At 36.0% G+C, this 14,083-nt stretch carries 18 protein-coding genes; 17 read left to right on the forward strand and 1 reads right to left on the reverse strand.

The features are described 5' to 3' along the window. The 13 genes from C3E88_RS00005 to rsmI all read left to right on the forward strand — a co-directional run. Positions 1-341 (forward strand): hypothetical protein (locus C3E88_RS00005; protein WP_236907995.1); only part of this gene is annotated, 341 nt, incomplete at its 5' end. Then, entirely contained in the window at positions 334-1,743 is a 1,410-nt protein-coding gene (gene amrA, locus C3E88_RS00010) for an AmmeMemoRadiSam system protein A (protein WP_236907996.1), read from the forward strand. The genes C3E88_RS00005 and amrA, both read left to right, overlap by 8 nt. Before the next feature lie 13 nt (positions 1,744-1,756). After that, complete coding sequence (gene amrS / locus C3E88_RS00015) at positions 1,757-2,731, forward strand: AmmeMemoRadiSam system radical SAM enzyme (protein WP_236907997.1); 975 nt, start codon at positions 1,757-1,759, stop codon at positions 2,729-2,731. A 93-nt stretch (positions 2,732-2,824) separates the two neighbouring features. Then, on the forward strand, positions 2,825-3,016 hold the full coding sequence (locus C3E88_RS00020; protein WP_236907998.1) for a sigma factor G inhibitor Gin: 192 nt from the start codon (positions 2,825-2,827) through the stop codon (positions 3,014-3,016). A 67-nt stretch (positions 3,017-3,083) separates the two neighbouring features. Further along, a complete protein-coding gene (locus tag C3E88_RS00025) occupies positions 3,084-4,496 on the forward strand; it encodes an aminotransferase class I/II-fold pyridoxal phosphate-dependent enzyme (RefSeq protein WP_236907999.1) in 1,413 nt (470 codons plus the stop codon). Positions 4,497-4,514: 18 nt separating this feature from the next. Continuing rightward, the gene (gene tmk, locus C3E88_RS00030; RefSeq protein WP_272878334.1) at positions 4,515-5,147 is read left to right on the forward strand and encodes a dTMP kinase; all 633 of its coding nucleotides are present in this window, start codon (positions 4,515-4,517) and stop codon (positions 5,145-5,147) included. A 2-nt stretch (positions 5,148-5,149) separates the two neighbouring features. Then, complete coding sequence (locus tag C3E88_RS00035) at positions 5,150-5,476, forward strand: cyclic-di-AMP receptor (protein WP_236908000.1); 327 nt, start codon at positions 5,150-5,152, stop codon at positions 5,474-5,476. A 16-nt stretch (positions 5,477-5,492) separates the two neighbouring features. Continuing rightward, positions 5,493-5,777 (forward strand): cyclic-di-AMP receptor, encoded by a 285-nt coding sequence (locus C3E88_RS00040; protein WP_236908001.1) that lies wholly within the window; start codon positions 5,493-5,495, stop codon positions 5,775-5,777. 16 nt (positions 5,778-5,793) lie between these two features. Beyond that, entirely contained in the window at positions 5,794-6,771 is a 978-nt protein-coding gene (gene holB / locus C3E88_RS00045) for a DNA polymerase III subunit delta' (RefSeq protein WP_236908002.1), read from the forward strand. Positions 6,772-6,775: 4 nt separating this feature from the next. Then, entirely contained in the window at positions 6,776-7,660 is an 885-nt protein-coding gene (locus C3E88_RS00050; protein WP_236908003.1) for a PSP1 domain-containing protein, read from the forward strand. Between the two features lie 90 nt (positions 7,661-7,750). Next, positions 7,751-7,921, forward strand: a complete 171-nt coding sequence (locus C3E88_RS00055; RefSeq protein ID WP_236908004.1) for a 4Fe-4S binding protein — start codon at positions 7,751-7,753, stop codon at positions 7,919-7,921. Between the two features lie 68 nt (positions 7,922-7,989). Next, on the forward strand, positions 7,990-8,742 hold the full coding sequence (locus C3E88_RS00060; RefSeq protein WP_236908005.1) for a tRNA1(Val) (adenine(37)-N6)-methyltransferase: 753 nt from the start codon (positions 7,990-7,992) through the stop codon (positions 8,740-8,742). Continuing rightward, on the forward strand, positions 8,735-9,565 hold the full coding sequence (rsmI, locus tag C3E88_RS00065; RefSeq protein ID WP_236908006.1) for a 16S rRNA (cytidine(1402)-2'-O)-methyltransferase: 831 nt from the start codon (positions 8,735-8,737) through the stop codon (positions 9,563-9,565). Before C3E88_RS00060 ends, rsmI begins: the two co-directional genes overlap by 8 nt. Positions 9,566-9,596: 31 nt before the next feature. On the opposite strand, the gene C3E88_RS00070 is transcribed toward rsmI, so the two are convergent. Next, entirely contained in the window at positions 9,597-9,836 is a 240-nt protein-coding gene (locus C3E88_RS00070) for an AbrB/MazE/SpoVT family DNA-binding domain-containing protein (RefSeq protein ID WP_236908007.1), read from the reverse strand. A gap of 146 nt (positions 9,837-9,982) precedes the next feature. Here C3E88_RS00070 and C3E88_RS00075 point away from each other — a divergent pair, with 146 nt between their 5' ends. The 4 genes from C3E88_RS00075 to C3E88_RS00090 all read left to right on the forward strand — a co-directional run bounded on the left by C3E88_RS00075 (position 9,983) and on the right by C3E88_RS00090 (position 14,059). Further along, a complete protein-coding gene (locus C3E88_RS00075; protein WP_236908008.1) occupies positions 9,983-10,975 on the forward strand; it encodes a DNA double-strand break repair nuclease NurA in 993 nt (330 codons plus the stop codon). A gap of 11 nt (positions 10,976-10,986) precedes the next feature. Continuing rightward, on the forward strand, positions 10,987-12,825 hold the full coding sequence (locus tag C3E88_RS00080; protein WP_236908009.1) for an ATP-binding protein: 1,839 nt from the start codon (positions 10,987-10,989) through the stop codon (positions 12,823-12,825). A gap of 124 nt (positions 12,826-12,949) precedes the next feature. Next, entirely contained in the window at positions 12,950-13,525 is a 576-nt protein-coding gene (locus C3E88_RS00085; protein WP_236908010.1) for a nucleoside recognition domain-containing protein, read from the forward strand. Beyond that, entirely contained in the window at positions 13,526-14,059 is a 534-nt protein-coding gene (locus C3E88_RS00090; RefSeq protein ID WP_236908011.1) for a spore maturation protein, read from the forward strand. Positions 14,060-14,083 lie beyond the last annotated feature (24 nt).

Here is a 14,083-nt window from a genome sequence, read left to right on the forward strand (position 1 = left end):
TAGTAGTATTGATGTGTAGCTATATTCTCATAAAATACTTTTCCAAATATTCCTACAACCTAGAGGAAGAACATCTGGTATTTCACAGAATTATAGGCAGTAAAAGATTTGAAATGTTAAGAATAAACTATTCCGATTTGATCAGAATAACTACAAACAAGAAAGAACATAATTTAAAGGAGCCTTCATATAAATTCATATTCGATAAAAATCCCGATTTAATTTACATTGGTAAATTTAAAAACAACGGAGAGAGGAAGACCTTCTTATTCAGTCCTAATGAAAGGCTTCTAGAACACTTAAAGAAAGCGATGAAAACAAGGAGTGAAAAACATGGGTAAAATATTATCCGGTTATTTAATGCCTCATCCACCTATTATAGTTGAAGAAATAGGCAGAGGAGAGGAGCAAAGAGCTAGAGAAACTCTGGAAGGCTGTAAAACTATAGCCAAAGATATAAGGGATAAAAGACCTACTACTATAATAATCATATCTCCCCACGGACCCTTGTTTGCTGACGCCATTTCTATATCCGTAGAGGAAAATCTAAAAGGGGATTTTAGAAATTTTGGCAATAGGGGATTGAAGTTTCATTTTATAAACAACAAAAAACTGGTAGATGAGATCATAGCTGAATCCTATAGACAGGATATAATGATTGCAAAGGTAGATCAAGATTTTGCTAAAAGCTATAATATAGATGGGGATTTGGACCATGGTGCACTAGTTCCCCTTTATTTTGTGGATAAAGAGTATAGGGATTTTGAACTTATCCACATAACCTACGGTTTACTTCCACCTAGAGAACTATATAGATTTGGCAATATAATCAAGGAAAAATCTTTGGAATCGGAAGAAGATGTAGTGTTAATAGCTAGTGGAGATCTATCCCATAAGCTGTCCGATGATGGCCCTTATAGTTATTCTCCTTATGGAGAACAATTCGACAAAAAAATAGTCAATCTGTTGGAGGAAGGAGATTTTAAATCCGTAGCAGCCTTTGATTTGGAATTGAGCGAAAGGGCAGGAGAATGTGGACTCCGTTCCCTTATGATATTGGCAGGTTTTTTAGACGGATTAAAAATTACACCAGAAATCCTTTCCTATGAAGGACCCTTTGGTGTTGGCTACTGTAATGCCATGTTTGGGGTTGAAGGAAAGGCTGAAGAGGAAAATATATTTGAGAAATTGACTGTTCTGGAAGAGAAAAGGATTAAGGATATTAGAAAAGGGGAAGATGAGTATGTAAAGCTGGCACGAAATAGCTTAGAACACTATATTAAAGAAGGAAATATAATGGACGTTCCTAAGGACTTGAGCCGTAAATTATTAAACCATAGACATGGAGCCTTCGTTACCCTAAAAAAGGATGGGATACTCAGAGGTTGTATCGGAACCATAGAGCCTACAAGGAGCTCATTAGCTGAAGAAATAATTCACAATGCAATAAGTGCAGGACTTAAGGATCCTAGGTTTGAACCAGTAGGGGAAGAGGAACTATCCCATTTAGTCTATTCGGTAGACGTGTTGTATCCGCCAGAACCTATTTCATCTATAGAGGAGCTAGATGTAGAAAGATATGGTGTTATCGTCTCCAAAGGCTTTAGAAAGGGTTTGTTGCTACCTAATATAGAAGGGGTAGATACTCCTAGGGAACAGGTAAGTATAGCCCTTAGAAAAGCTGGCATCGGAGAACATGAAGACTATAAACTAGAGCGATTTGAGGTAGAAAGGCATTTTTAAGGAGGAAGTATTTATGGAATGCATGTATTATGAAAAGACAAAGGATAATAAGATAAAATGCCATCTATGTCCTCACAGCTGTACTATTAGTGAAGGAAATACGGGAATATGTAATGTGAGGAAAAATGTAGAAGGTAAGCTTATGAGTCTAAACTATGGAAAGCACACTTCCTACGCCTATGATCCCATAGAGAAAAAACCCTTGTATCATTTTTATCCCGGAAGAGACATACTTTCCATAGGCAGTTTTGGTTGTAATTTAAAATGTGATTTTTGTCAAAATTGGGATATAGCCCACGAGGAATCCTTGACTATGGAAATAGAAGATAAGGATATACTATTGCTAGGCAAATCAAAAGATTCCATAGGTATAGCCTACACCTACAATGAACCCACCATATCCTACGAATATCTACACCATATGTTAAGATTAGCAAAAAGACATGGATTGAAAAATGTACTAGTAACCAATGGATATATAAATGAAGAACCACTAAAGGAATTACTTCCCTATATTGATGCTATGAATATAGATTTAAAATCCATGAGAGATGATTTCTATAAAAATATTTGCAAAGGCACTTTAGAACCGGTATTAAATACTATACAATTAGCTACTAAATTTACTCATGTAGAAATAACCAATCTAATCATAGAAGGAGAAAACAGCTCAGAAGAGGAGATACGAGATTTAAGCCAATGGATTGCAAATATAGATAAAGGGATTCCCCTACATCTATCTAAATATTTTCCCTCCTACAAGATGAAATTGCCTGAGACCAGTTATGAAGTCTTATTAAGGTCCAAGGAGATTGCTGATGAGTATTTAGACTATGTATATGTTGGAAATGTATGGGGCATCGACAACAACACCTACTGTCCTAATTGCCACAATAGCCTTATCCATAGACATAATGGAGGAGAGATAATAGGCATAAGAGGTAGGAAATGCTCCAAATGTGGCGAATCAATCAATGTGGTATATTAACATGTAAGTGCCCAAGCACAAAATAAACTCCTATGAATAATATATATTATTAGGGCAATAATCCTAGCAAAACCTATATGAGGGGCTGATTATGTGGACTGTATTTTTTGCAATGGAAAAGATCAAAACATAAAGCTGCTAGGGATAAATATATGTGAAGCATGTATGGAAGATATGTGTGAAACCCGTGTGTCCAATGAAAGATACGATTATTACAAAGAGATGATAAAGAGGATTTTAAAAAATTATATGAGTGAAAGATTAAGCTTAAACCCTGTAGAATAACTACAGGGTTTAAGCTTTTGGTATAATAATATTAGGAAGTAATTTCAATATAGAGAGGAGAATGGATATGAACACTCCCATTTTAGATGCATTAAAAAAACTTAAGAGACAAAACAGCATATCCTTTCATACCCCTGGACATAAGGGGAGAGATACTTTGATAAACTGGGAAGATTATATTCCTTATATAGATACCACGGAAATATGGGGTATGGACAATCTACAAGACCCTGATGGAGTTATAAAAGAGAGTCAACAATTAGCTGCCCAGGCCTTTGGGGCCAAGTACACCCTGTATTCTATCAATGGAACTACAGGAGGTATATATATTGGGTTATCTACTGTAACCAATCCAGGGGATAAGATATTGATTCAAAGAAATTCCCACAAATCCGTATACAATGCTGCCTTGCTAAATAGATTGAATATAGAATATATATATCCCAATTACAATGAAAGACATCAGGTATTCACAGGAATAGACCCAGAGGACATAGAATCTAAACTAAAAAACCATAGAGATATTCAAGTAGTTGTAATTACCTATCCAAATTACTATGGCATTTGTTCTGATATTAGTAGAATAGCGGAAGTAGTCCATAGATATGGTAAGATACTATTAGTAGATGAAGCCCATGGTGGTCATTTTGTATTTTCAGATAGACTGCCAATATCTGCCTTAGAGGCAGGAGCTGATATAGCAGTACAAAGCACCCATAAAACTTTGGCTAGCTTTACCCAAAGTTCCATGATTCACATAGGTACAGACCGGGTAGATATAGATAAATTAATGCTCATGTCTGCCCTTTACCAATCTACTAGCCCTTCCTATATATTGATGCTATCTTTAGAAATAGCCAGAGCATATATGGAAGGAGAGGGAAGATACAAACTAGAAGAGTGTATATCATTAGTCCAAGATACTACTGAAAGGCTAATAGATATGAAAGGGGTCCATGTATTTACAGGAGATGAGGGAGACACCACCATTTACCATAAAGATCCTATGAAGATACTATTTAAATTAGATAGAATGACTGGGACTTCTCTTAGTCGTCTACTCATGGAAAAACACCATATATATCTAGAGATGTCCGATTACTATTATGCTTTAGCTCTAACCACCCTTATGAGTACTAGGGAGGATTTTGAAGGACTACTAGAAGCAGTAAAAAGGATAGCAAAAGATAAACCTATTGAGCAGATTCAACCTATAGATATAAATATGCCCTTACCCAGGATAGCTCTACCTATATATAAGGCCTTCTACAGCAATAAAAAGGCCCTAGATATCAGAGAGAGCGTTGGAAAAGTATCTGCATCCTATATAATCCCCTATCCGCCAGGAATTCCCCTTATCTGTCCAGGAGAGGAGATTACAGAGGAACTGTGTAAATATATCTTACTTTTAATGGATATTGGTATAGAAATAGTAGGGCTTATAGGCTATAATAAAGAAAAGATATTAGTAATAGACTAGGAAAGGAATGACTTAGGATTGAAAGGAATATTTATAACATTAGAGGGTCCAGATGGCTCTGGAAAGAGCACTATCATGAAGCTGATAAGGGATTACTTCCATGAAAAGAATATAGATATTATATCCACTAGGGAACCAGGAGGTACGGAAATAGGAGAGGAAATTCGACATATTATACTAGACAATAAACATAAATGTATGTCAGCAGAAACGGAAGCTTTACTATATGCTGCATCTAGAGGGCAACATGTCCATGAAAAGATCCTTCCAGCTTTGAAAGCTGGGAAAATAGTCCTTTGTGAAAGATTTATACTTTCGTCCCTAGCCTATCAAGGCATAGGCAGAAACCTTGGCATAGAAGAAGTAAAGATGATTAACGATTTTGCCATCAAAGGCATAAGACCAGATTTAACCCTATTTTTTCACGTAGACCCAGTAGTTACTCTAAACAGAAAAACGAATAAAAAGGGAGGGGATAGATTAGAAAGGGAAGGATACCGGTTTCACAAGGAAGTATATGAAGGGTATATGAAATTATTGGATATGTACCCGGAAAATGTTCAGGTAGTAGATGCAACTAAATCCGTAGAAGAAGTATTTAAGCAAAGTATTTACCATATAGAAAATATCCTTAAAGAGAGGGAGGAATAATTATGAAGCTTATCATTGCCATAGTACAAGATCAGGATGTTCCAAGCCTAATGGATGATTTAACTGAAAAGGAATTTAGGGTTACTAAGTTAGCCTCAACAGGAGGATTTTTAAGATCAGGCAATACCACCCTTTTGTTGGGAGTTGAGGATGAGAAAGTAGATGGGGTAATAGGAATAATCGAAGATAATTGTAAGACTAGGGAAATAACTACTTCTTTGCTTACAGTATCTATGCCAGGAGATACCTATATACCTTATCCGCTAGAGGTAAAAGTAGGAGGAGCCACTTTATTCATATTAGATGTAGAAAGGTTTGTTAAAATATAATTAGGGGGAATTGATTATGAAGCTTATTATTGCTATAGTTCAAGATGAGTTTTCAACAAAGGTAATAAAAGCCCTTATGAACAATAAATATAGAACTACTAAACTATCTTCAACAGGAGGATTTTTAAGATCAGGCAATACCACCCTTTTGATAGGGGTAGAAGATGAAGAAGTAGATCGGGTCATAGAAATTGTAGAGAAGGAATGCAAAGATACAAAAGTCATGAAGGGAAAAGATGAAGTAACTGTAGGTGGAGCTACTTTATTTATACTTGATATGAAAGACTTTAAGAAGATATGATTGTGGAGGAAGCTTAATGGATTTTACCGATATTATAGGTCATAGAGACATAATAGACAATTTAAAAAGTGCCATAGAAAAAGGCCAAATATCCCATAGTTATCTATTTGAAGGAGAAGAGTCTATAGGTAAAAAAAAGGTAGCTTTATCCTTTGCCAAGACTCTTCTCTGCAAATCAAAAGGCCTTGAACCTTGTAATAAATGCAACTCATGCCTAAAATTTGACAATTTTAATCATCCGGATTTTACGCTGGTAGAGCCAGAAAAGGATATAATAAAAAAAGAAAAAATTGATGATGTATTGAACAAAATAAATATAGCTCCCTTAGAGAGTCAGAGGAAGATAATCGTAATAGACGATAGTCACAGTATGAGGGTGGAAACTCAAAACGCCCTACTAAAGACTCTAGAAGAGCCTCCCAACTATATTAATATCATATTGATTACTTCCAATAGCAATAATATTATTCCTACTATATTATCTCGCTGTCAAGTAATCACCTTTTATCCCATCCCAAAGGATGAGATTGAAAAGCTGTTGGTGTCAGAGTATGATAAAACAGAAGAAGAAGCCAATTTCATAGCTCATTTTACCAAGGGCTCCCTAGGGAAATCAATAGCCTATTCCAAATCCCAAGATTTCTTTAAGCAACGGGATGAAACCTTAGATATTATCGACCAGATAGTGAGGGGAGATAAGTTCAATATATTTACTTCCATAGATTTTTTCAACAAGCATAAGGATGCCTATGAAGAAATGTTGGATATTATACTATACTGGTTTAGGGATTTAATCATATATAAGAAGCTAGGCCCTTCAGAGCTTCTAATAAACCAGGATAAAACTACCCTTTTATCCAATCAATCCTTCTTAAGTGAAGATAGGATTAATGGTATAATAGAGAAGACCATGGAAACAAGGGAAAACATTAAAAGAAATGTAAATTATCAATTAGCAATAGAGACCATGCTTTTAAATATGCAGGAGGTATAATTTTATGATAACAGTAGTAGGCGTAAGGTTTAAAAAGGCAGGGAAAATATATTATTTTGATCCCGATGGGATGGATATAGAAGAAGGCGATTGTGCCATAGTAGAAACAGCCAGGGGAATAGAATTTGGCCATGTGATCGTAGGACCTAAAGAGGTATCAGAGGAGGAGATAGTTCCACCTTTAAAGAAGGTTCTTAGGATTGCAGGAGAAGAGGACCATAGAATTCACCAGATGAATAAAGAAAAAGCAATAGATGCTTTTGGTATATGTGAACAAAAGATTGAGGAACACGGTTTAGAGATGAAACTAATAGATGTAGAATATACCTTTGACAACAACAAAGTCATATTTTATTTTACTGCCGATGGCAGAGTGGACTTTAGGGAACTAGTCAAGGATTTGGCAGCTATATTTAAAACTAGAATAGAACTGAGACAAATAGGCGTCAGGGATGAAGCCAAGATGATAGGTGGCCTAGGACCTTGTGGCAGAGTGGCTTGCTGTTCCACCTTTCTAGGAGACTTTGATCCTGTTTCCATAAAAATGGCCAAAGATCAAAGTCTATCATTAAATCCTTCGAAGATATCTGGCCTTTGTGGTAGACTCATGTGCTGCTTGAAATATGAAAACGAAGTATATGAGAAACTACTAGATAAGATACCAGCTGTAGGAACTATTGCCATCACTCCAGAGGGTCGTGGCACCATAGTAGAAACCCATACCCTATTGGAAATGGCCAAGGTAAAGGTAAGGCTTGAGGATGATACGGAGGATATATTCACTTATAAAATAGACAATATAGAAATAACAGATGAAATAGATCCAGAGTATAGAAGTGGGACAGAAGCCTTAGAATTAGCAGAAGAAGACATAGAAGATCCAGAATAAATAATTTTTGTCAAATTACCCTTTTATTCTTTATCAATATTTGATAAAATAATAGAGTATGAAGGACAAGCTACCTAGGGGGTGAAACTTTTGGCATATAAAATAACCGATGCATGTATTGCATGTGGCGCTTGTGAAGCTGAATGCCCTGTTGAGGCTATATCTGCAGGAGATGACAGGTATGTTATAGACCCAGACAAATGCATTGACTGTGGTTCCTGTGCGGATGTATGTCCTGTTGATGCACCTCAACCAGAGTAATTAAAATTAAGTATCCATAAAAGACCCTAATTAGGGTCTTTTTTATAAATAATATTAAGGAGATATATATGGAACTAAAGGAATATGAAAGAATAGACAATATACCTGGAACCGAATTAAAAATAATCCAGGATAAAAATAGATTTTCCTACGGCATAGATGCTATACTCCTATCTAGCTTTGCTAAAATAAAAAGTGGAAGCTATGTAATGGATTTAGGCACCGGCACTGGAATAATCCCTTTAAGGCTACAAGCCTTATATAAACCAGAAAGGATTATAGGAGTAGAGATCCAGAAGGATATGGCAGAAATGGCAAGTAGAAGTGTTTATATGAATGAATTAGGGGATAAAATAGATATAATAAACATGGATTTACGGGATATACCTTATAGTTATAAAAAGTCAACTTTTGATGCCATCACCTCTAACCCACCCTATATTAAAAGTGGCAGCGGTATATTAAATCCTGAAAAAAACTTTGCCTTATCTCGTCACGAGATAAGCTGTACCTTAGAGGATATAATAAAAATATCCCAATACTTGCTAAAAGATAAAGGTAAACTATATCTAGTCCACAGACCTAATCGATTATCAGATATCTTCTGGACTGCTAGAGAATATGGCATAGAGCCTAAGACCCTTCAGTTTATCCATCCAAAAGCACAGGAGGCGCCTAATCTAGTATTATTGGAATGTGTAAAAGGTGGCAATATAGATTTAAAAGTAGAAAAGCCCCTTGTAGTATATGATGATCAAGGGGTATATACAGAGGAAATATACTTAATTTACGGAATGAAAAAGGAGAATAAAAATGAGTGAAGGAATTCTTTATATTTGCCCGACTCCAATTGGCAATTTAGAGGATATAACCCTTAGAACCCTAAGGGCACTAAAGGAAGTAGATTTAATTGCAGCAGAAGATACTAGGCGTACTATTAAGCTATTAAATCACTACGAAATAAAAAAACCTCTAATATCCTATCATGAACATAATAAGGTAGAGAAAGGAAAAATATTAATAGAAAAACTAAAGGAAGGTGTGAATATTGCCCTAGTCACCGACGCAGGAATGCCAGGTATTTCTGATCCAGGGGAGGATATGATTCGCTTGGCCATAGAAAATCAAATAGAGCCAGTAGTCCTGCCAGGAGCTACCGCTTCTATAACCGCACTGGTCCTATCAGGCCTGCCTACGAAAAAGTTTGTATTTGAAGGGTTTCTTCCCTCTAAGAAAAAGGATAGAAGAGAAGAATTAGAAAGATTAAAAACTGAAGAAAGGACCATAATCCTATATGAAGCACCTCATAGACTATTAGCCCTTTTAAAGGATATGGAAGCTATCCTAGGTGATAGACAATTAGCCATTGGAAGGGAATTGACAAAGATATATGAGGAAGTATTTAGAGGTAGCATATCAGATGCCTTGAGGAAATTTCAAGAAGAAAAACCTAGAGGGGAGTTTGTATTAGTTATAAAGGGGGCAGAAATATCAAAAGAGGATCCTTATCAAAATATAAGCATAAGGGAACACCTAATAATGTATATGGAAGAAGGTCTGACCAAAAGGGATGCAGTAAAAAAGGTGGCAGATGTAAGAGATATACCTAAGAACCTAGTTTATAAGGAAAGTATTGATATATAAAAATACCCGTCCTAATGGCGGGCATTTAAAACTATTTCTTTAGTTCTTCTAAACAAGCTGGACAGATGTTTTTACCTTTGAAACTGGTTACATCTTTAGCTTGTCCACAGAATATACATGCTGGAGCATATTTTTTAAGTATTATATGTTCTCCATCTACAAATATTTCTAGAGCATCTTTTACCTCGATATCTAAATTTCTTCTTAGTTCTATCGGTATAACTACTCTACCTAGTTCGTCTACCTTTCTTACAATTCCTGTTGATTTCATAGATCATTCCTCCCATAAAGTAAAGTAATAAATCGACTTTTTTTTACAATTTAAAGAATACCATAACTACCAAATAAAGTCAACCTTAATGTGAAATAATATACGAATTTTATATAAATATGGAATATTTTCTGGAGGTGAAATAATTGTATAATATAGATAAGGGATTAAAAGATAAGATAATATACTTGAATCAAGTGTTGTCGGATAAATATGGAGATGTACTGTCCTTGGATGAAAGTTTTTTTAGGAACTTTATCGAGGAAAATGTAGGACCTATAACCAAAGTCGAAAAACTAAGTGAGGAAGAGTTAAAGCATTGTTCCCAAAGAGGAGGCATACTAGGGGTAGATGGGTCTAGAAATAGAATGGGGGGAGCCTATCCCCACTTTGTAGAAATATATCAAGGTTTGGCAAAGTCTACAATACATAAGGACAAACCCATATATAAGGCAGATTTCTACACCCCTTTATACACAGAAGAAGAAGTATCTTTATTGGAAGATTCCCCAGAGGGAGAGGAATCCATAAGGGACAGAAAACTTTCCACCATAGAAATAGAAGCTGCACTAGAAGGCATACGACAGCTAAAACCCTATGCAGTCATAATGGATGGTTCCCTCATTAGATACCATATAGAATCCTTTAGTTACTGGATGGAACTAAGAAAGGAATGTGAAGAAAAGGATATAATATTAGTAGGAGTAATAGAAGATATTAAAACCTCCATCATAGGGGAATTACTCAAAGAGGATCCGGATTTGGAAGTTAAAGAATGTTTTTATGATAGGGAACTATTATATGGTATGCTGGAATATGGCGAAATGATCACTATTCATGGAGAAGTTACAAAAAAAGCTCGAGAAGGGTTTTCATCTATATTCATGCGAAGCTCTAAAGCTCCTACCGTCATAGGTATGGATATACTGGACAGCCAAAAGGAGCATTTAGTGGAGATGGCTAGACTAGTACTAACCCTTACACCAGAAGACAGCAGAGGAGTCCCCCTATGGATAGATATAGTAGACAGCGAGGTAAAGATCCCTGACAAGATGATAAGGGGGCTATTAGAATCCTATTTAGATCGACAAATACTGGAGATGTTTTTTGTATCGGAAAGGGATAAAAGGACACTTTAGGAGGGATTTAATTGAAAATTGTAGGAATTACTACTCAACAAGAAGTATATGTAGGCTCTAAGGAGCGAAATTTTAGAATAAATGAATTTTTGATAATATCTGATCCTTATCAAGGAGACTTAATGGGGGAAATAGTCGAAGCCAAAACCTATAATAAATACATTCCCCTGAGCATGCATGGGGAATTAGCCGATAGTTCTGTTCTACAATCCTTGAAGGCCTTAGGCTACAATATTGAAGAGGATACCATATATATAGGGAAGATTCGTCTATTAAACGAAGCCTTATACCCAGTAGAAACCGGTTCTGACGTAAGGGTACCTACCTTTGATGAAGTTAAGGATTTGATGATAAAATCCTCTGTAGATGAAGGATTGATACTGGGAATTATAAAAAATACGGATCAGATGGCAAAGGATATGGACGAGGAGCTAAAGGATCTACTATACACCTTTGAAGAAGGAGAACTAAGAAAGCAAGGGGATTTACCCTATATATTTAGTATTAGGTCCATGCATCAATATCCTCATATAGGGGTATTTGGAGGTTCTGGTTCGGGAAAATCCTTTGGACTTAGGGTAGTTTTGGAGGAATTGATGAAGCTAAATATCCCCACAATAGTATTAGATCCTCATTTTGAAATGGACTTTAGTCAAAAAGGAGACTATATGCCTAAAGATCATGGGACAGACTATATGGATAAGTTTAAGTGTCTCCAGGTAGGATTCCATGTAGGAGTTCGTTTTGAAGATCTATCGGCTCAGGATCTGAAAAATCTATTAGATGCCTCCAGCCCATTGACCGATGCCATGAACAATGTAGTGGATATATTATTTAAGAGAAATGACTCCTATACTAGTTTTTTTAATAGATTAAAGATGCTATTAGAAGCCCAGGAAGAAGGCTCATTAGATAGAATTGAATTGAGGATAAGAGAAGCTGGATCCAATTTAGAAAGAGAAGGTTGGCAAAAGAGAAAGGAATTATTCTTAACTTACGACAAAACCTGCCCCTATAATTCCGTAAGGGGTATAATGTGGAGACTTAATCGATTGGACAACGAAGGAATATTTAGTAAAGACATCCGAGAAATTGAAGAAGGACTTAATATGGGAAAACTCATAGTAATCCAAGGAAATACTAGAATCCTTCAAGTATTTAGTACTTATCTGTTGAATAATTTATACCATAAGCGAAGAGACTATAAAGACGCCCTATACAAAAAGACCACCGCTGAATATTTTCCACCCTTTGTAGTAGTAACAGATGAAGCCCACAATTTTGCGCCGAAGGGATATGACTCTCCATCAAAATCCATACTAAAGGAAATATCCCAGGAAGGTAGAAAATATGGTACATTTTTAATATTAGCAACCCAAAGACCTACACTATTAGACGAAACCATAACCGCCCAATTAAACACTAAGTTCATATTTAGAACCGTAAGGGCATCAGATATTCAGACTATAAAGGAGGAAACGGATATAACAGAAGAAGAAGCAAGAAGGCTTCCCTATCTGAGAACAGGGGATGTATTCATATCAGAAGCCCTTATGGGAAGGACTATCTTTGCTAGGATCAGGGCTGCTGACACTACCAGCCCCCATACGGAAAATCCCTTTGACGAGTTGAAAAATAGGGTCAAAGAACAAGACGACAAGTTCATTAATATAATAAAAGATAAACTCCCCATAAATGGTGACGACTTCATAAACGTCATTAAAGAGATAGAATCCGACACAGGAACAACCTACACCATCAACACCTTTGAAGAAAAGTTAGAAGCCCTAGTAGATAAAGGCCTACTCAAAAAGGAAAAAACGCCTTTTTTCAACATATATAAGGAATAACTTTCTTTTTGGGTGCCAGGCACCAAAAAAGAAAGTTATGGAATATTCTGAAAATTAAACCACGGAAATAAAATAAATATTATTAAAACTTCTTTCATATAGTTCCTATGAAAGGAGTTTTTTTATGGTCAATACCATATGGTTTTTTATGATTTGTATTGGGATTATCTATGGGGCTTTGATGGGAAACCTTGGAGATATAAATAATATAATATTGAAGGAAGCTCAAGAGGGGGTTACTTTTGCCATTAGTCTTATCGGCATTATGTCCTTTTGGTTAGGTATGATGAACATTGCCCAAAGATCTGGATTGATTAAAAGTATATCTAAGGTATTTAGGCCCATGATTAGAATACTGTTTCCTGACATACCTAAAGGACATCCAGCGGAAAATTGGATACTTATGAATTTTATTGCCAATATGTTTGGTGTGGGAAATGGTGCTACTGCCTTTGGTCTTAAGGCCATGAAGGAGTTGGATATCTTAAATCCTCATAAGAAAAAGGCCACCAATGCTATGGCTATGTTTTTGATAATTAATATGTCATCTTTACAGTTGGTGCCTCTGACGGTCATAAAGCTTCGCCAAGATCATGGTTCTATTAATCCTACATCAATAATAGCGCCTACCATATTGGCTACTGGCCTATCAACTTTAGTGGCTATAGTAGTAGGTAAAATATTTGAAAGGAGTAATTAGATGCTAGATATTATCTCCATAGGAATTGTCCCTCTTATGGTTATCCTAATTCTCATCCATGGATATGTAAAAGGAATAGATATGTACTCTGCCTTCATAGAAGGGGCTAAGGAAGGTTTAAAAACTTCCATTAATATATTGCCCTATCTAATAGCCATATTTGTAGCTGTAGGCATATTTAGAGGCTCTACGGCATTAGATATGTTTATCAATCTATTGAGCCCCGTAACCAATCTACTAGGCATACCTAAAGAGATACTACCCTTAGCTTTGATTAGACCTATATCTGGTAGTGGCGCCTTAGGGGTAGTAAGGGATATTATATCCCATTACGGACCTGACTCCTTCCCTGGAACAGTAGCTGCTGTTATGATGGGTTCGTCAGAAACCATATTTTATACTATAACCCTCTATTTTGGTTCCATAGGAGTAGAAGATTATAGACATACCTTAAAGGCTGCTTTAGTATCCTACATTATATCTATATTTATCACCATACTAATATGTGGGTTATTATACAATGGACAAATTTAGGGCAACCAAGGGTCACCCTAAATT

Source organism: Clostridium sp. Cult3 (assembly GCF_021655115.1).
Lineage (GTDB): Bacteria > Bacillota > Clostridia > Tissierellales > Tepidimicrobiaceae > PPXY01.